This window comes from Blautia sp. OM06-15AC (assembly GCF_003481425.1).
In the GTDB taxonomy this organism is placed as follows: domain Bacteria; phylum Bacillota; class Clostridia; order Lachnospirales; family Lachnospiraceae; genus Fusicatenibacter; species Fusicatenibacter saccharivorans.
The window spans coordinates 24,148-41,117 of sequence record NZ_QULD01000002.1 but is presented as its reverse complement, the minus strand read 5'-3'; the positions used below and the strand labels follow the sequence as shown (position 1 = coordinate 41,117).

The following is a 16,970-nucleotide window of genomic DNA, read 5'->3' as shown; positions in this document are numbered from 1 at the left end:
CGAGCCCTGGAGCGTGCCTGGAAAAGGTCTCCAGCGCACAAAAAAACAGAGTGTATTGGAATTCTTCGTTTCCATACACTCTGTCTCATTTCTTACCCACAAAAATCCGCCAGATCCTCTTTCAGATAGTTCTGCGTCTTCTCCAGATCTTTCTCCCGGATACTCTGCATAATATCGTTATGATGCGCAATGTCCAGTGCCGGGTTTACGTTGGACCAGGTCTGCCAGTAAAACTGGGCGTAAGCGCGTTTTAAGACGTTCATGGTGCGTTCAAGCTCCTGATATGCGTAAGCGTTGCCGGAGAAGGAAATCAGCTTCAGATGGAATGCTGTATTTGCCTCCCAGTGATCCCAGACGCTGTCGGTGCTCTGCTTGCATCTCTCATCAATCTCGGCAAGCTCCGCCAGATTTTCTTCGGTGATATGTCCGATCGACTGACGAAGATATCCGCCCTCGAGAACAAGGCGGAAATCCAGAATATTCTGTGCCTCTTCGCGGGACACGCTGACAACCTGGTAGCCGAAGCGCGGGAAGCTGTGGAGAATTCCCTCGTTGCAGAGCGTCACCAGTGCTTCACGGATTGGCGTCTTGCTGCAGCCGAATTTCTGTACCAGCTCCTGCTCGTTGATAATTTGATTGGGTTTATATTCATCGGTAAAAATGCCGTTCAAAATGGCCTGATATACCATATTTTTAAGGCTTTCCTGTTGTTTTTTCATAAGGGGAAACTCCTTATCTTTTATTTTCTTCACTTTTGCGCATCCTGATTTTTTTCTTCTCCAAATGCGCCCTGTTTTTTATCTTAACAAATTTTTTTTTGCTTGTAAATGCCGTGCTCCCAGATTTTTACCGGTAAAAAAGAGGAAAATGATGTTTTCACCATTTTCCCTCTTCTGTTCCCTCATTGGACGTTATCGCTTATTCTGTCTGCCGTCAGATCACATACTCATTCGACTTCTGCATCTGCCATTCCACCAGATCTGCCAGCGTAATATTGTCCACCACACTGTTGATGGCATCGTTCAGTTTTTTCCAGAGCATCACCGTAACGCACTGATCTTCCCTGCCGCAGTCGGCGCCGTCTTCTACACAGTCCACCGGCGCAAGGCTACCCTCGGTCAGACGCAGGATCATTCCCACGGTATATTCTTCCGGCTTTCGTTTCAGGGAATAACCGCCCGCCGGGCCGCGCACACTTTTTACGAAACCAGCTTTATTCAAAATCGAGATGATCTGTTCCAGATATTTTTCCGAAATCTCCTGCCGCTTTGCCACATCTTTCAAACGCACCGGTTCGCCGGTATTGTTGAGTGCCAGATCCAGCATCAGACGAAGCGCATACCGTCCTCTTGTCGAAACTTTCATTTTATTTCCTCCGAATATATGTCATGATAAAAATACTTTCTTTTATTTTATCCCATATTCTCTACATATTCAATAGGAAATATAACACAAAACCAAAGCATGTCCGAAAAATGCAATGACTTTTTATCCGCTTTCCATGCTTACTTATCATCTCAAATCCTGCGCAATCTCTTCTCCCATCTTCTCTACCGCATCCACAATCTCCCGGATCTGCTCTCCGGTAATTTCATCGATATGCACGCCACCGGTGCAGACGGTCACGGTACGGCAGGCACAACAGATTTTTTCCGCCAGCATCCGGCACAGTACCTCATCTTTATGTCCGGTGCGGTTCCACACCGAGGAAGTCGCACTCCAGCTCCCGTCTCCGGTCAGCGATTCCCGTGGTACGGCCTGCACTACACAGCCGATATGCGGCTTTTCTCCTCCGGCGAGACAGATCTGAAAGTCCTCACCAATCTTCATTACCGTCACTTCCATCATGCATCCTGCGGCTGTTGCCTTTTTCGTCAGCATCCCTTCCATCTCCGATACTCCTTCACTTCCACGCCGAACGGCGACAGCAGCTTCGCCGCCAGATGCGTCACCATATCGTCAATCGACTCCGGTTTCTGATAAAACGTCATCATTGGCGGAACAATCCACACATTTGACATGCGTGACAGCTCGTACAGATTCCGCAGATGAATCTCACTCATCGGTGTCTCCCGCGCTGCCAGCACGAGCGGACGTTTTTCTTTGATGGTCACATCCGCCGCGCGCAGCAGCAGATTGTCGGTGTATCCGCTTACAATACCGGCCGCCGTTTTCATGCTGCACGGCACAATCACCATGCCTTCCGTCCGGTACGACCCGCTCGCCGGGCCTGCACCGATGTTGTCCTGCTCGAGTACTTCATCTGCCAGCGCTTCCACCTGCGAAACACTCCAGTCTGTCTCCTGTTCCAGCGTCAGCTTTGCACTGCGGCTCATCACCAGAAGGGAACGGTATTCCTCACTATCCCGCAGAATTTCAAGGCACTTCATCAGCAGCGGCATTCCACTCGCCCCGGAAGCGCCAACTACAATCCGTTTTTCCACAGCCATCCGTCTCGTTCCTTCCTTTTATCCACAGATTCCGTCAATCCATGCGAATAACTCGTCGAGATCGTAGTCGCCCGCATGCGGTGTATTCCATGGGGAATGGTAATCCACCTCACAGCCTGCCTCACGAAGTTTTAATACCAGCATCGCCGAGATCACCAGAGAGGTGTCGCGGTCGCACTCGCCGTGGCGGATGCGGAAATGCTGTGCTTTTTCTGCTTTTTCGTCCATAATGTATTCCATTGGATTCATCATTTTCACAACTTCTGCTTCCGCACACGCGCCCTGTGCTTTCGTGTGTGCTGTGCTGTATTCCGTGAAGTGACGGCAGTTTGTCGTCTCGTTTCCAAACAGATCATTCTCCGGGCTTTCCAGATCCAGCGCATCAAAAGCAGGTGCCGTTTTCATCCGGGTGATGTCTTTGACATAAGCGGTAAAATCCATGCCCTGCACTTTGCCGTTCTCGACGATCAGCCATGGTTTATCTGATAAATCCACACCCTGGTCAGACGCTCTCTGCGCAGATTCCATCACAACGCGTTTTACATATTCCTTCAGGGATCCTTCTCCGTCTGCATCAAGTGTCAGTGGATCTCCGTTTTCATCCTTCAATCCAAGGCTGTTTACATATGCCGGAAACATTGCTTTTTCCTCTGCCGAAACAAGGATCTGTTCTTTCGTCATCTCGCCATCCACCGGTGTGAAAACCGGGCGGCCGCCCTCATCCATTTTCATGTTGGCACGGTGAAAATCATTTACTCCGCAAAATTCCCATTCATACGCCATGTCTGCGTGTTCAAGGTTTGTGATTGGGCAGTAGCAGGAAGCCGCAAACACGTTATCTCCGGCATCCGCCGCGCCAAGTGCCTGCAGATACGGCTCATAGTCCGGGTGATTTCCCGTGCTTCCCATCAGGGATGACAGCGCACCTCCGGCACTCGTTCCATTGGTGATAATTTTGCTCGCATCGCCAGGCAGCTCATCCGCGAAAAAGTGGAGATATCGCACGGCTGCTTTATAATCAACCACGCAGGATGGTGCTTTTCCGTTGTACCGGCCATCTGCCCCCTTCTGCACTCTGCCGCGGATTGCCGGGGATGCCACAACATAGCCGTGCTGCAGTGCACGAAAAATCGTGTTGGGTCTGCCCTGTAAAAATGGATTCGTTCCAGGCTCATCCGCCGGACCCGGCATGTAGCCGCCGACCGTATTCGGCATGAAAACCGGCGCGCTCCCTAAATCATAGCCATGCAGGGATGCTCCCTCATAATAGCATTCCGGCACAAAAAGATTCATCTTCTGAAACTCTTCATTAACCGGTTTTTCCACATAAATCAGGTCGCGGAACGCCCGAAACCGGATCGTCTCGCCACACAGTGTTACTTCTTCTATTGTATAATCGTTTTTCTCAAATTTCAGCATACCAGGCTACTCTCCTTTTTTGACAAAATATACTTTTTAGAACACAATATAACATTTTTTTGCAAAACATGCTTTTATTCCTCGTCCAGCCAGTGTTTCGGATCAACTTCCAGAAACCTCGCCCGCACAAATCTTTTCTTCTGATCATACGGCACGGTACAGTCAAAAATTGTCTTGCATGCAATTCCGTGATCGCGGATCGATGGCGAACACGTCGGATCGTTTGACGGATCGAGCGGATGACACCGGACACCTGGGATCGTGATGATATCCGCATCGCCCTGGAATCGTGTGTTCATTGCCCAAAGGACATCGTTCATATCGAAGCAGTCCACGTCCTCATCCACGAGAAATACATGTTTCAGTTCACTGAATGCAGAAAAAGCCAGCAGCGCCGCCTGACGCTGTCTTCCCTCATCACTTGGACCAAGCTTTTTAAATTGAAGAACAGCCATATATTTTCCGCCGCCCGCAGAACCACAGTACACATTCCGGAGTCGTCCCGGCATTGCTTTTTCTACCATGCCATAGATACTCGCTTCCGTCGGAATGCCCGCCATGGAAACATGTTCCTCGCTTGGTCCGATGCAGGTCTGCATGATCGGATTTCGCCGGTGTGTTACCGCTTTTACTTTAATCAGGCGGCACTGATCGCTCGCCGGACCGGTATAACCCGGAAATTCCGGCATGGCGTAACCGGTGTGGCTGTTCTGATCTTCCTGCACACGCACGCCCGGGATAACCTCGCCCTCGATCACATACTCTGCATTCGCAATTGCCATCTCATTTACCGAAACGCAATGGCACAGTTCCACCGGCTCTTTCCGCAGCGCACCTGCAACCGAAAGCTCATCGTAACCAAGCGGTGTTGTCGGCGGCTCAAAGCAGGAACCGATCTCAATCGCAGGATCGACGCCGATGCTGATGGAAATCGGCAGTTTCTGGCCAAGCTCCTCCGCACGGTCTGCCATCGCGCCGATATGGCGTGCACCCGGCGTGAAGAAAATCGAAAGTTCGTCTTTTCCCTGAATACAGAGACGGTGAATCGTCACATCGTGCAGCCCGGTATCCGGGTGAGAAGCGTAACACATGCCAAGCGTGATGTACGGGCCTGCGTCATCCGGCGTGTTGGTCGGTGCCGGGACGAGGCGGTTCAGATCAAAATCGGGATCCGTCGCCAGATGCACAACCTCCTGACACGGCGGCGCACCCTGAAATTCCACCGGTGCAACCGGCTTTTCCACGCTGTGATACAGCATTTTCCCAAGATTCTCCGGCTCACAGTCCAGAAGTGCAGCCACACGCTTCCGGCTCGCCAGGACACCGATCGCAACACTTGCGTCCGGGTGGCCTTTGATATTGCGGAAAATCATTGCCGGTCCTTCTTTCGTCGGACGTTTTACCGTTCCGCCCGCGCCGACATAGCGGTAAACTCCGGCAAGCTCCGCCATCGGATCAACTGCAACATCCGTCTCGGCAAGCTGTCCCGGCATATTTTTCAATCGTTCCAGCGCACTGCGCAGATCTCTTACTTTTTCAGCCATAATCATTCTCCTTATTCCCCAAATCAAAACTATCTCATAGAATGTTCTTTTTTGTACTCCATTCAGCCAGCAAATCCATCGGATCCTCTCCATCCACTTTCCCTGCTGCATGTTTTATCCTTTTTTATTTTAAAAAGAAACCTTTGTGGAATCAATTCGATCTGTGGTACAATTGTTTCCAGAATGGAATGAATGAAATGGAATGATTTTCAAAAGGAGGTTCTCTCTTATGACCATGGAACAGATCGACTTTTTTCTGATGACCGTCCGATGCGACACTTTTTTAGAAGCTGCAGAAAATCTTCATATCGCACAGTCCACGCTCTCGAAGCAGATCCAGAAGCTGGAATCCGAACTGAATCTCACCCTCTTCGACCGCACCCGCCGCCAGGCGGTTCTGACTCCGGCAGGCAAGCTGTTCTGCCAGGAAGCCTCAGAGCTCTCCCGCCAGTATCATCAGATGCTGCAGAAAATGCGCCACTTTAAAGAGTCGGAACGCCAGCCGCTCCGCGTCGGCTCTCTTCCGTTTCTGACGCAGTATCATCTCACCTCCCGCATCCGCGCTTTCGCACATACGCATCCGGAGGTTGAACTGATGCTGGAAGAGTGTGAAGAAAACGAGCTGATGGACGGTCTGCAGTCCGGTCGTTTTGATCTTGTCATTGCACGGGATTCCATGATTTCACCGCAGAAATATCACTTTGTACCTCTCGCAAAGGATCGTCTCTGTGTGATGCTCCCCATCGATCATCCGCTTGCAGAAAAATCTTCCCTGACAATCGCTGACATTGCCAGAGAACCTCTGATTCTTATGCATCCCTATACCTCGATTTATCAGCTCTGTATGCAACTATTTGAAAAGGCAGACCAAAAGCCGCACATCCTGCGCACTGCCCGCCTGGAATCCATGATAAGCTCCGTGGAAGTCGGCGAAGCCTTAAGCCTGTTTGCCGGGAGTAACTTTGCATTGTTCCACCACCCAAACGTCACCGCCGTTCCTCTGCGCGACGCACCGCCTCTTGTGATCGGTGCCGCGTATCCGCTCAAAATGAAAGCATCAAAAAAGCCGGGAAATATCTCTGCACAGACGCTGAAATCATTTGTCTTTTTTATTCAAAATCCCGTATAAAAACACGCTTCTGGTGCTTTCAAACATGCCAGCGGCGTAACGCTGACGCAGCATGAGACAGACCTATGGTTAATAGCAGGCAAAAACAAAAATAGCTGGTAAAATGTCTGACGATCGCCGGAACCGATATTTACCATCCGATCCAGGACGATCTGACCGGTGCGGAAATCGCTTTTGGCGGTGATATGATTCGTTCTCTGAAAAACGACAACTATCTTGTTATGGAAACCGAGGCACAGGAATTTCCAGGATGGATGCCATACAAGGGCCAGCTCCGCCAGCAGGCTTACAGCCATCTTGCCTCCGGTGCAAACAGCGTCATGTACTGGCACTGGCATTCGATTCATAATACGCTCTGGCATCATAATTTCCCATGCGGTTTATCTAAGCCCAAAAAAGAAGCATGTTTGTTTTTTCAAACACGCTTCTTTTTTTTGTATGCTTTTTTATATTCTCTTTTACTTTGTATCCTTTTTACTGAACTGCCTCAAATGCCTCATCCAGATCCTCGATGATATCGTCGATGTTCTCGGTACCGATGGAAAGACGGATGGTGTTTGGTTTGATTCCCTGATCCAGCAGTTCTTCCTCGGTGCACTGGCTGTGTGTAGTGGTTGCCGGATGGATCACCAGAGATTTTACATCGGCAACGTTAGCCAGCAGGGAGAACAGCTCCAGATTGTCGATGAAATCTTTTGCTTTCTGTGCATCACCTTTGATTTCGAAGGTGAAGATGGAACCGCCGCCGTTCGGGAAGTATTTTGCGTACAGTGCCTGCTGCTCCGGATCATCGGATACAGACGGATGATGTACTTTTTCTACCTGTGGCTGGCTCTCCAGATATTTTACAACCTTCAGCGCGTTCTCTACATGACGCTCTACACGGAGAGACAGTGTCTCAAGTCCCTGCAGAAGCAGGAAGGAATTGAACGGAGAAAGAGTTGCTCCTGTATCACGAAGAAGGATCGCACGTACTTTTGTAACGAATGCAGCAGGTCCAACTGCTTTTGTAAAGCTGATGCCGTGGTAGCTCGGGTTTGGCTCGGTCAGGGATGCGAATTTGCCGGATCCCTCCCAGTCGAATTTACCGCTGTCTACGATCACACCGCCAAGGGTAGTTCCGTGACCGCCGATAAATTTGGTTGCGGAATGTACAACGATATCTGCGCCGTACTCGATCGGGCGAACCAGATACGGAGTTGCGAAGGTGTTGTCTACAACCAGCGGGATTTTATTCTCATGTGCGATTTTTGCGAGTGCTTCGATATCTACCACATCGGAGTTCGGGTTTCCAAGCGTCTCGATGTAGATTGCTTTTGTGTTCTCCTGAACGGCTGCGCGAACCTCATCCAGATCGAATACATCAACAAATGTGGTGCTGATGCCGTACTGTGGAAGGGTGTGTGCCAGAAGGTTGTAGGAACCACCGTAAATGTTCTTTGCAGATACGATATGGTCACCTTTCTGTGCCAGGTTGATGATGGTGTAGTTGATAGCTGCTGCTCCGGAAGCTACTGCAAGTGCCGCAACGCCGCCCTCCAGTGCTGCCATTCTCTGCTCGAAAACATCCTCTGTCGGGTTGGTCAGACGGCCGTAGATGTTTCCTGCATCCTGGAGTCCGAATCTTGCTGCTGCGTGATCGGAGTTGTTGAATACGAAAGAAGAGGTCTGATAGATCGGCACTGCTCTTGCTCCGGTTGCCGGATCCGGATTTTCCTGTCCTACGTGAAGCTGTAAGGTTTCAAATTTAAGATTTCTTTCTGCTCTTGTTTTTTTGCTCATGATTGTATTCTCCTGTTCTGTTTTTCGTTTTTCTATTTCTTTTCATGTTCGATTTTCTATTATTTATCGGAACCGGTTGCCATCTTGTTTTGTCCATGCTGCAATGCGGCTCCGTTTTCTTTCGGTTTTATCTGCTTACACTGCAACACATGACATCATAGATCACAATTCGATTCTCTGCGAAAACTGCTCTCATTCACTTCGCTTCCTCTCGTTTTGGTGATATTTCCTATCTGTTTACAAGGATTATTATAGCGACAGTCTTCTGCTTTGTCCAATATAGAAAATTGATGGCTGGTTATAGGGTTTTCCTATAGCTATTCTTTATCGCCAATATTTTTTCTTCTGAAATTTCTATATCCAATCATGCTACATAAAACAAGATAACAAATGCAATTCATCTCCCACAAGATGGGACTCGCAGCTTGCGAAAAGCCTTTTTCAAACACACTCCGAAGAGTCAAAGCGGATATTCGCAATCCGCTTCGCTACTTGCTCATAACCGAATAGCTGCTTCGCAGCTTATCAGGAGTGACTTGTACCACTCCTGATACAAGCAAGTCCCCACCCACTGCTTATTGCTTTTCGCAATGGAAGCAGGGGACTTACTTGATTCGGTTAAAGTCTTCTTGTTTCTCCTTTTTTACAGCACAAGCTCCTTATATTTCCGAATTTCTTCCAAATACTGCTGTCCCAGTGCGCTGATCGACATACCCTTCCTGGAAACATAACCGATCATCATGTTTTCCTCTGCATGAAGCGGCACCGCGCGGTAATCACTGCCGTTTAATTCCTCACAGATAATGCCGGAGCAGAGCGTATAGCCATTCAGTCCGACCATCAGATTCAGCATGGTCGCACGGTCATTTGCCTTAATGATTCTCTTATATTCATACGTCGAAAGCACTTCCTCTGCCAGGAAGAACGAATTGTTGCTTCCCTGATCAAAGGACAGGCACGGATATTCCTTTAGCTCCTCCATAGTGATCTCTGCCTGATCTGCAAGCGGATGATCCTTCCAGAGATAGACGTACGTTCCACAGGAAAACAGGTCGTGGAACTCAAGGTTATTGTCCTTCAGCAGCTTGTTCAGCACCTTCGCATTAAAGTCATTCCGATATAAGATCCCAAGCTCGCTCTTGAAGTTCTTTACATCCATCAGCACATCATACGTTCTCGTCTCATAAACCGCAAACTCGTACTCATCCATACCAAACTGCTTCACCAGCTCCACAAACGCCTTTACGGCAAAACTGTAATGCTGCATCGACACGCTGAATTTTTTCTTTCCCTTGGTGCGATAAATATAGCGGTTCTCGAGAAGCTGATACTGGTCTGTGACCTGACGTGCGTAACCCAGAAACTCCTCGCCCTCCGGGGTCAGTACTGTTCCGTGGCTGCTGCGCTTGAACAGCTCAATTCCAATCTCTTTTTCCAGCTCCTTGATTGCTCCGGAGAGACTCGGCTGTGAAATATAGAGTGCCTTTGCCGCCTCATTCATGGATCTGGAATCTGCGGCCCGAATTACGTAGCGAAGCTGTTGTAATGTCATAAGTAAAGTTCCCTTTCTGGTATAAATTAATATGCGAAACTGCCATTCGCGGTGGAGAGAAAATGCCGCGGATGGCAGTGTTCGCTGATATCTATTATTTTAAAATCTGAAGCTGTTCCCTTTTATTTGGCAAACAGGGCTGTGGAATAGTATCTGTCTCCGTTATCCGGCAGGAGCACAACGATGGTTTTGCCTTTATTTTCCTCTCGTTTTGCGAGCTGGATCGCCGCATACAGAGCTGCTCCGGAGGAAATTCCTGCGAGAATCGCTTCCTCGGCTGCCAGATATCTTCCGGTCTCGAAAGCGTCCTCATTTTCTACTTTGATGATTTCATCGTAAATGCTGGTGTTCAGTGTATCCGGCACAAAGCCTGCGCCAATTCCCTGGATTTTGTGCGGTCCGGAAACACCGTCGGACAGTACCGGGGAGGATGCCGGTTCTACTGCTACGATTTTTACTTCCGGTTTTTTCTCTTTTAAATATTCACCCGTTCCGGTGATGGTTCCGCCGGTGCCGACACCTGCAACAAAGATATCAACCTCTCCGTCGGTGTCTTCCCAGATCTCCGGTCCTGTTGTCTTTTTGTGGGTTGCCGGGTTTGCCGGGTTCACAAACTGGCCTGCGATAAAGCTGTTCGGAATCTCTTTGGCAAGCTCATCGGCTTTCTCGATTGCACCCTTCATTCCCTTCGTTCCATCGGTCAGAACAACTTCTGCGCCGTATGCTTTTACAATATTGCGGCGCTCCACACTCATTGTCTCCGGCATGGTAAGGATCATGCGATAGCCTTTTACGGTTGCTGCCGCTGCCAGTCCGATTCCAGTGTTTCCGGAGGTCGGCTCAATGATAACCGAGCCTTCTTTTAAGAGACCTTTTGCCTCAGCGTCCTCGATCATCGCTTTTGCAATACGGTCTTTTACGCTACCTGCCGGGTTAAAGGATTCTACCTTTGCGATCAGTTTCGCCTGCAGTCCTTCTTTTTCTTCAATTCTTTTCAACTCTACCAGCGGTGTCTTTCCCACAAGATCCAGAATGCTGTCATATACCTTTGCCATCGTTGATTTCCTCCTTACTTTTGCGCTCTTTTCTCTATTTCCTTATTTCCTATTGAGTTTGTATGTTTTAAGTTGGTTCCATCTTATTCCAATTGGATGGAAATGTCAACACATTTCACTGGTATGATTAGAAAAGATCCTTACACTCCCTTTGCCAGGGCAATACTGACCGCCATTCCGACAAGAGAAGAGAACAAGGCGCCCGCCAATGTGTACCGTGTTTTTTTGATCTGCACCGCGCCAAAATAGACTGCCATGGTATAAAAAACCGTCTCCGTGCACGACATCATAATCGATGCCGCCCGTCCGGCAAAGGAGTCACAGCCCGCCTCTTTGTAGAGATCCAGCAGAAGACCCACCGCCGCGCTGTTGGAAAAGAGACGCACAACACCGAGCGGTACCAGCGCAGACGGGATTCCCGCCGGTTCCAGCACGGTTCCAAGCAGTTTTCCAAATTCCTCCAGAAATCCCGATGACCGCAGCACGCCGACCGCCGCCATCAGCCCGATTAAGGTCGGCACAATTCCGATCACCGTCCGCATGCCGTCCTTCGCCCCGTTCAGAAAATCGCCGAACACATCCTGTTTCATCAAAAGCCCCAGTCCGACCACATAAAAAATCAGCACGGGAACCATCAGATCTGAAAGCGCCGAAAGAAAACGCAAAAAATCCCCTCCCCAGAAAAATCCTATCAGATACACTCCGATACAATTTATTCCGCGGGCGGGGATTTATGTAATTTTATTTCACTTTAATCTGAAACAGACGCGCCATATACGTCTCCGGGAAGTGAATCTGCAGCGTCTTGCTGTAGTCATCGTAATGGAACACATCACCGCATGCTTTCGGGTAAATGCAGCTTACTTCCAGCTCTTTTCCCGGGAATGCACGGTCAAGCGGAACCTCAAAACCGGCCTCTCCGCCGCGTCTCCACACACCAAGATAAATTACATCTCCCGGCACACGGATTCCGGCTGCGAGGTGTTTTTCTTCATTGTCTGCCCATCCCATCGGCCAGAACGGAACGCCGTCCTTGATGCCGCTGCGGATCTCTTTGTAGCAGTCAATTCCCTCTTTTACAAGTTCAAACCGCTCCGGCGAAATTTCTGCGAGATGGCCGCTTTGGTGAATACGAAGCAGCAGCGCATTTACCATATTGAAAATAACTTCCTCTTTTGTGCCGTCCCGCAGCGGATATGACCAGATCGCCGCCTGCTCCGGCGTCACGCCGATGGCTGCATTCGCCGAAATCGTCGCATAATTGCGGTAATCCTCCTGATCGCTCGTCGACTGAATGCTGTTTCGCGCCAGCATCGCATAGTCCATCCGAAGACCGCCGCTCGAGCAGTTCTCAATGACAAGATCCGGATACTTTTTGTAGATGCCATCCAGCCATGCCAGATACGCTCTCTCATGCTCCAGAAGACCGTCTCCAAAACTGTCTGCATCCACTTCCGTACCAATACCAGGCTCAATATTGTAGTCCATCTTGATATAGCCGACACCGTAGTCCCGTACCACACGGTCGATGACTTCGGTCACATGTTCAATCACAAGCGGATGACGGAAATCCAGCTGATAACGGCTTCTGTCATACACACGCTTGCCGTGGCGCAGGAAGAAGCACTCATCCGGCAGAATGGAAGCCTTCTTACAGTTGATACCCATAACCTCCAGCTCCAGCCAGACACCAGGAATCATGCCCTTCGAACGAATATAATCCGTCACCTCACGCACTCCATTCGGAAAGCGCTTTTTACTCTCCTGCCACTCACCGACACTGTCCCACCAGTTGCCGTCCGCATACCAGCCGGCATCAATGACAAAATACTCACATCCGGCCTTCTCTGCCGCATCCACCAGCGGGAACTCTTTTTCTGTGGTCGGATCTCCAAACAGACAATTCATATAATCATTAAAAATAACCGGCAGATTTTCATTATCTTTGTTCGGACGGCGGATCTTTCTGCGGTACTTCGTCAAAGTACCAATCGCTTCCTCGAAATCATCATGACCTACGCCGACAGCCACCGGAACCGTCGTAAAGGAATCTCCCGGCTTCAGGTTCTTCGACCAGTGTGACTGAATCTCTGTCGGACCGCTCACCGCCAGATAAAAATGGCAGTTCTGATCTCCGATCTCATAATGCCAGGAACCACTGTGGTCAATCTCAAAAAACAGACTCGAATCTGCCGCACTGTTTCCAATATATCCCATCGGCACATATTCCTTCGCCGACCAGTTGCCCGTATTCGTAATCTCAATCGTCTTCGAAGTTCTCTGATAATTATGCGGCTGCGTCTGCGCCATGCCAAGATCTGCAAACCGGTACTTCTTCACCGTCAGCTCCTTCTGCCATCCATTGTGAACCACAACCATCGACATCTTGTCATCCGAGCTGACAAGCTCTGGAATTCCCTCTTTCTGTTCCTTCTCAATACCCCAGTAACTAAAACTCGAAATGTACTCCAGTGTCTGGTCTTCCTTTCCTTCGTTCGTCACTGTATTGTACATTCTCGCAACCGGAATCCCATCAAAAAACTGCATCACAGACTCCACCTTCGCGCCCGTCACATCATCCGACTGCACAATCCGAAGCAGATCCCCGTTCTCATTTCTCTCCTCCGAAATCGAATCAAACTTCAGCATAAAGCCCGGAGCCGTCACAATATACTTATTTCCATGCTTCTCATACGGCCGGTTATACCCCGAAAAATTCACCTGCACCAGCTGGAAGCTCTCCTTAATCTGAGCTTCCCGCATTCCTTCCATCATCCACACTCCATCCGGCTTCCGGCAAAGATTCTCCGCGTCAAACGGTGCATGTGAAAAATGAAACAGCTTCAGCTGATTCTCTTCCGTCACCCCAAACACAATATGAATTCCATTCACATCATAACAAATCAGCTCTGCCTTGATCGGGGTCTCAATCCTGCTCGTCCATTTCTGCATCTTAAAAACCCTCCTTTGGAAATTTTTCTCATATTTCCAGCATATAACTTGTCCCCTCTAAAGTCCAGCACATTCTTGCTTTTTCCATCCTATTCTTTTCAACCATCTTGCGCCGATCCGCCCTTCAGGCGGATCCAGACTTTCCTCCCGTTCTCACTCCCAGCTCACGCGCCAGCCGTTATTTCACAACCCCAAACGTCGCAATCTCAAACTCCCGGAGTGTCACATGATACACCCCGTTCTCATCCGGGCAAAGTACCTCACCCTTCTCTTCCACTACATTACTGCGGTAAACCTCTTTCATCCAGCTCTCCTTTCGGAAGGAAAGCACCTCATCCTGCGGCATATTGTTCACAAACCGCACAAACAGATCGTCCTTTGCAAGTCCCTTCTTAAACGCCGTCAGATGAATTCCTTCCCCTTCAAAGCGGAGGAAGCTCATTTCCAGCGGCATCTCGCCCGATACGAGTTCCGGTTTTACCTGACCCGGCTTTCTGAGCCATGCTTTCGAAAGACCGGCCTGTGCTGCTGTCAGATCCTGCTGGAATGCGTAACCCTCGGTAAATGCCTCGCCCGTCTTACCGGCTGCATACGGCACAACTTCAAACTCCAGGGTAAACGTTCCGATCTGCTGCGCCTTTGGCGTCGGGAAATAACCCCAGTCACCCATCTCCGCAACGGAGCGAAGCAGCGTTACCGCAATCGCATTCTCCTCATCCGCCAGAACCTCATATTCATACAATCCGCGGTTTGCCACAAGAAGACCATTTGTCTCATCTTCCATTGCAGCAAAACACTGCTGTCTTTCACATCCGCAGGGATTCGTCCAGGTATCATTATGACGGTTATTTCTCTTTACAACCTCAAAGGCAGAATCTGCCAGATGCGTAAACGTATTCAGACCCGTCGGCATTACAACGCGGACTCTGTGATCCTTTGCCTGATTGCAGATTGTCGTTGCAACGTGCAGGCCTTTTCCCGATTTTTCCAGTGTCAGAACCGTCTTTACTTCCATCGGAACCAGTTCCTTCGAACGGTTTGCCACACGCGTATATGGGTCAATACACATCTCACGCTGTCTCTGCAGTTCCTCTCCCATACCAGACGGAATCATCATTTCGTGACAGATCTCAACTACCGTGCGGAATGCATTTTTCTCCACACAGCGAATCTCAGCTTTCATGCCTTTCGTTGTGATTGTCTGTTTTCCAGAGTCCTGAATATAAATATATTCATTTCCCATATCTCCGGTATCTTCATAGAATCCCAGATTTTCATACGTTCTTCCGGTTTCCTTATTCAGAATCTGGTAGGAACCATCCTCATTGACCGTAACTTTCAGGTTTTCATTTTCCAGAACGCGCTCATTCGCAAAATCTGCAGAGGTTTCCTGGTTCTGATCCGGCTCTGCCTGCTCCAGATAATATGTTGCATATCCCATCGCCGGAACTTCTGCCTCAAACGTTACCAGCACCTTCTTTGCCATATATGGCTGACGGAACCGGTCATCCGGCAGATCGTACCCGAAGGAAATTCCTGCATTTTCGATTTTTGCCGGAACTGCATTTCCGTTTGCATCGCGAAGCACCAGATTTGGCATTTCTACCGCCTCCGCCGCCTCATAACCATCCCATACAAACAGATTGTAATCGCGGAACAGATGCAGTTCTTTTGCAATGACCTGTTTTTTCGCATTCCCGGAAGTATTCCATACAACGAATGGAATCTTTTCACTGTTTCCAGGAAGTGCCGCGGTATTCACCTGATCGGTCAGGTATTCTACACTCTCATCGTAAATCGCATCTGCCACCTGTCTGCTCTTCGCAAAGCGGGTTTTCATTTCTTCATTTACTTCATCGACGCTGCAGCCGCAGATGCTGTCATGCGGATGATTCTGCATCAGCTTTTTCCAGCTGTAAATCATCTGGTCTTCCGGGTATGCTTTGCCAAGCACCTCTGCCATGGCTGCCGCCGGTTCTGCTTTCCGCTCCAGCGCTGTTTCGCCGACACGGTTGTCCACTTTCAGTCCCATCCAGGAAGAAGCGGTGTTTGCCAGTGTCCATCTTCCGTCTGTTTCCTGGCTTGTCAGCTCGCCTTTTACCGTAGAGAAATTCTCGGAAATTTCTTTTTCCATTGCCTTTACATAGGTTTTGAAATCCGAATGAATAAATTCAATGTCCGGGTACAGTTTCCGTGCAACACGGATTGCCTCGGTAATGTCCTTCTGCAATGGCTGATGGTCGCATCCGTTCATCATCAGAAGCTGATGTGTTGCCGCAAATTTTCTCGCATCGGCCAGTTTTTTGTCCCAGTAAACTTTTGCTTCTGCCTCATCCACCGGAATCTCCACTCCGTTGTTATACCAGTTTGCAAACAGAATACCCGGCAGTTTCGTTCCGTCCGGGGATGCCCACATCATTTCGGAATACGTGGACTCATACTGTCCTCCGGTTACCTCATTATTCGGTCCGATCGGTTTTACGCCGCGTCCGAACACAACCGCATCCATGCCCGCCTGCTTCAGCACCTGCGGCATCTGTCCCGCATTTCCGAATGCATCCGGGAAATAACCAACATTTCCGATTGCTCCGTAACGCGCTGCTTCCTGCATGCCGACCTGAAGATTGCGGACACATGCCTCACCGCTGGTCAGAAACTCATCCTGCAGAATGTACCACGGGCCAGTCTGGATTTTTCCTTCACGGACGCATTTTTCCACCTGCTCGCGTTTTTCCGGGCGCACTTCCAGGTAATCGTCCAGGGCAATCGTCTGTCCATCCAGGAAAAATCCGCCAAATTCCGGATCGTTCTCTGCTTTTTCCAAAATATTATCTACCAGCTCAATCAGTTTCATTCTGTGTTTTTCAAAAGACTGATACCACTCTCTGTCCCAGTGGGAATGGGAAATAATATGAACAGTTGTTTTCATGATGTGTTTCCTCCTGTTATAAAAATGATTTTCAAACTTAAAACTCTTTCTATATTAAGTCTTGTTCCTGTATTGCCGTGTTGATTTGATATATCATATCATAAAAAAACGCAATGCTTCTGTCAAGTATTTCTACGTTTTTCCATGATTTTATATCA

General features: G+C 49.1%; 14 protein-coding genes and 1 pseudogene. 3 read left to right on the top strand and 12 right to left on the bottom strand.

The window, feature by feature from the left end; genetic code table 11:
- Positions 1-92: 92 nt before the first annotated feature.
- From DXB83_RS03800 to DXB83_RS03775, 6 genes are all read right to left on the bottom strand, one after another.
- Positions 93-719 (bottom strand): GntR family transcriptional regulator, encoded by a 627-nt coding sequence (locus tag DXB83_RS03800; protein ID WP_055267169.1) that lies wholly within the window; start codon positions 717-719, stop codon positions 93-95.
- Positions 720-933: 214 nt separating this feature from the next.
- Positions 934-1,365, bottom strand: coding sequence for an RrF2 family transcriptional regulator (locus DXB83_RS03795; protein WP_055226207.1), 432 nt, complete (start codon positions 1,363-1,365; stop codon positions 934-936).
- A gap of 147 nt (positions 1,366-1,512) precedes the next feature.
- Positions 1,513-1,890: a hypothetical protein gene (locus DXB83_RS03790; protein ID WP_330411396.1), complete on the bottom strand. Its 378-nt coding sequence runs from the start codon at positions 1,888-1,890 to the stop codon at positions 1,513-1,515.
- Positions 1,875-2,450, bottom strand: coding sequence for a UbiX family flavin prenyltransferase (locus DXB83_RS03785; protein WP_117510025.1), 576 nt, complete (start codon positions 2,448-2,450; stop codon positions 1,875-1,877). The genes DXB83_RS03790 and DXB83_RS03785 overlap by 16 nt, the downstream gene beginning before the upstream one ends.
- A gap of 18 nt (positions 2,451-2,468) precedes the next feature.
- Positions 2,469-3,869, bottom strand: coding sequence for a subtype B tannase (locus tag DXB83_RS03780; protein ID WP_118697269.1), 1,401 nt, complete (start codon positions 3,867-3,869; stop codon positions 2,469-2,471).
- Between the two features lie 74 nt (positions 3,870-3,943).
- A complete protein-coding gene (locus DXB83_RS03775; RefSeq protein WP_055226200.1) occupies positions 3,944-5,413 on the bottom strand; it encodes a UbiD family decarboxylase in 1,470 nt (489 codons plus the stop codon).
- Positions 5,414-5,642: 229 nt separating this feature from the next.
- Between DXB83_RS03775 and DXB83_RS03770 the strand changes: the two genes are divergently transcribed.
- Both DXB83_RS03770 and DXB83_RS17240 read left to right on the top strand, forming a co-directional pair.
- On the top strand, positions 5,643-6,542 hold the full coding sequence (locus DXB83_RS03770; protein ID WP_055226198.1) for a LysR family transcriptional regulator: 900 nt from the start codon (positions 5,643-5,645) through the stop codon (positions 6,540-6,542).
- A gap of 101 nt (positions 6,543-6,643) precedes the next feature.
- Positions 6,644-6,898: pseudogene (locus DXB83_RS17240) on the top strand (beta-galactosidase); the annotation flags it as partial.
- 118 nt (positions 6,899-7,016) lie between these two features.
- Here the strand turns inward: DXB83_RS17240 and DXB83_RS03760 are convergent.
- The gene (locus DXB83_RS03760) at positions 7,017-8,324 is read right to left on the bottom strand and encodes an O-acetylhomoserine aminocarboxypropyltransferase/cysteine synthase family protein (protein WP_117510022.1); all 1,308 of its coding nucleotides are present in this window, start codon (positions 8,322-8,324) and stop codon (positions 7,017-7,019) included.
- A gap of 358 nt (positions 8,325-8,682) precedes the next feature.
- On the opposite strand from DXB83_RS03760, the gene DXB83_RS17335 reads away from it, so the two are divergent.
- Positions 8,683-8,826 carry a DUF6783 domain-containing protein gene (locus DXB83_RS17335; RefSeq protein WP_442857932.1) on the top strand — a complete coding sequence of 48 codons (144 nt, stop codon included), beginning with the start codon at positions 8,683-8,685 and terminating at the stop codon, positions 8,824-8,826.
- Positions 8,827-8,967: 141 nt separating this feature from the next.
- Here DXB83_RS17335 and DXB83_RS03755 read toward each other — a convergent pair whose 3' ends face one another.
- From DXB83_RS03755 to DXB83_RS03735, 5 genes are all read right to left on the bottom strand, one after another.
- Complete coding sequence (locus tag DXB83_RS03755) at positions 8,968-9,876, bottom strand: LysR family transcriptional regulator (protein WP_055226191.1); 909 nt, start codon at positions 9,874-9,876, stop codon at positions 8,968-8,970.
- A 122-nt stretch (positions 9,877-9,998) separates the two neighbouring features.
- Positions 9,999-10,931 carry a cysteine synthase A gene (gene cysK, locus DXB83_RS03750; protein ID WP_117804466.1) on the bottom strand — a complete coding sequence of 311 codons (933 nt, stop codon included), beginning with the start codon at positions 10,929-10,931 and terminating at the stop codon, positions 9,999-10,001.
- 140 nt (positions 10,932-11,071) lie between these two features.
- Positions 11,072-11,596 carry a spore maturation protein gene (locus tag DXB83_RS03745; protein WP_117801829.1) on the bottom strand — a complete coding sequence of 175 codons (525 nt, stop codon included), beginning with the start codon at positions 11,594-11,596 and terminating at the stop codon, positions 11,072-11,074.
- 76 nt (positions 11,597-11,672) lie between these two features.
- Entirely contained in the window at positions 11,673-13,883 is a 2,211-nt protein-coding gene (locus DXB83_RS03740) for a glycoside hydrolase family 36 protein (RefSeq protein ID WP_118697268.1), read from the bottom strand.
- A 178-nt stretch (positions 13,884-14,061) separates the two neighbouring features.
- Positions 14,062-16,812, bottom strand: coding sequence for an alpha-mannosidase (locus DXB83_RS03735; RefSeq protein ID WP_118697267.1), 2,751 nt, complete (start codon positions 16,810-16,812; stop codon positions 14,062-14,064).
- Positions 16,813-16,970: the final 158 nt, after the last annotated feature.

What these genes read in the sequence shown, in the direction of transcription:
- DXB83_RS03800 (WP_055267169.1), bottom strand. Translation starts at nt 719, where the DNA reads ATGAAAAAACAACAGGAAAGCCTTAAAAATATGGTATATCAGGCCATT.
- DXB83_RS03795 (WP_055226207.1), bottom strand. Translation starts at nt 1,365, where the DNA reads ATGAAAGTTTCGACAAGAGGACGGTATGCGCTTCGTCTGATGCTGGAT.
- DXB83_RS03790 (WP_330411396.1), bottom strand. Translation starts at nt 1,890, where the DNA reads ATGGAAGGGATGCTGACGAAAAAGGCAACAGCCGCAGGATGCATGATG.
- DXB83_RS03785 (WP_117510025.1), bottom strand. Translation starts at nt 2,450, where the DNA reads ATGGCTGTGGAAAAACGGATTGTAGTTGGCGCTTCCGGGGCGAGTGGA.
- DXB83_RS03780 (WP_118697269.1), bottom strand. Translation starts at nt 3,869, where the DNA reads ATGCTGAAATTTGAGAAAAACGATTATACAATAGAAGAAGTAACACTG.
- DXB83_RS03775 (WP_055226200.1), bottom strand. Translation starts at nt 5,413, where the DNA reads ATGGCTGAAAAAGTAAGAGATCTGCGCAGTGCGCTGGAACGATTGAAA.
- DXB83_RS03770 (WP_055226198.1), top strand. Translation starts at nt 5,643, where the DNA reads ATGACCATGGAACAGATCGACTTTTTTCTGATGACCGTCCGATGCGAC.
- DXB83_RS03760 (WP_117510022.1), bottom strand. Translation starts at nt 8,324, where the DNA reads ATGAGCAAAAAAACAAGAGCAGAAAGAAATCTTAAATTTGAAACCTTA.
- DXB83_RS03755 (WP_055226191.1), bottom strand. Translation starts at nt 9,876, where the DNA reads ATGACATTACAACAGCTTCGCTACGTAATTCGGGCCGCAGATTCCAGA.
- cysK (WP_117804466.1), bottom strand. Translation starts at nt 10,931, where the DNA reads ATGGCAAAGGTATATGACAGCATTCTGGATCTTGTGGGAAAGACACCG.
- DXB83_RS03740 (WP_118697268.1), bottom strand. Translation starts at nt 13,883, where the DNA reads ATGCAGAAATGGACGAGCAGGATTGAGACCCCGATCAAGGCAGAGCTG.
- DXB83_RS03735 (WP_118697267.1), bottom strand. Translation starts at nt 16,812, where the DNA reads ATGAAAACAACTGTTCATATTATTTCCCATTCCCACTGGGACAGAGAG.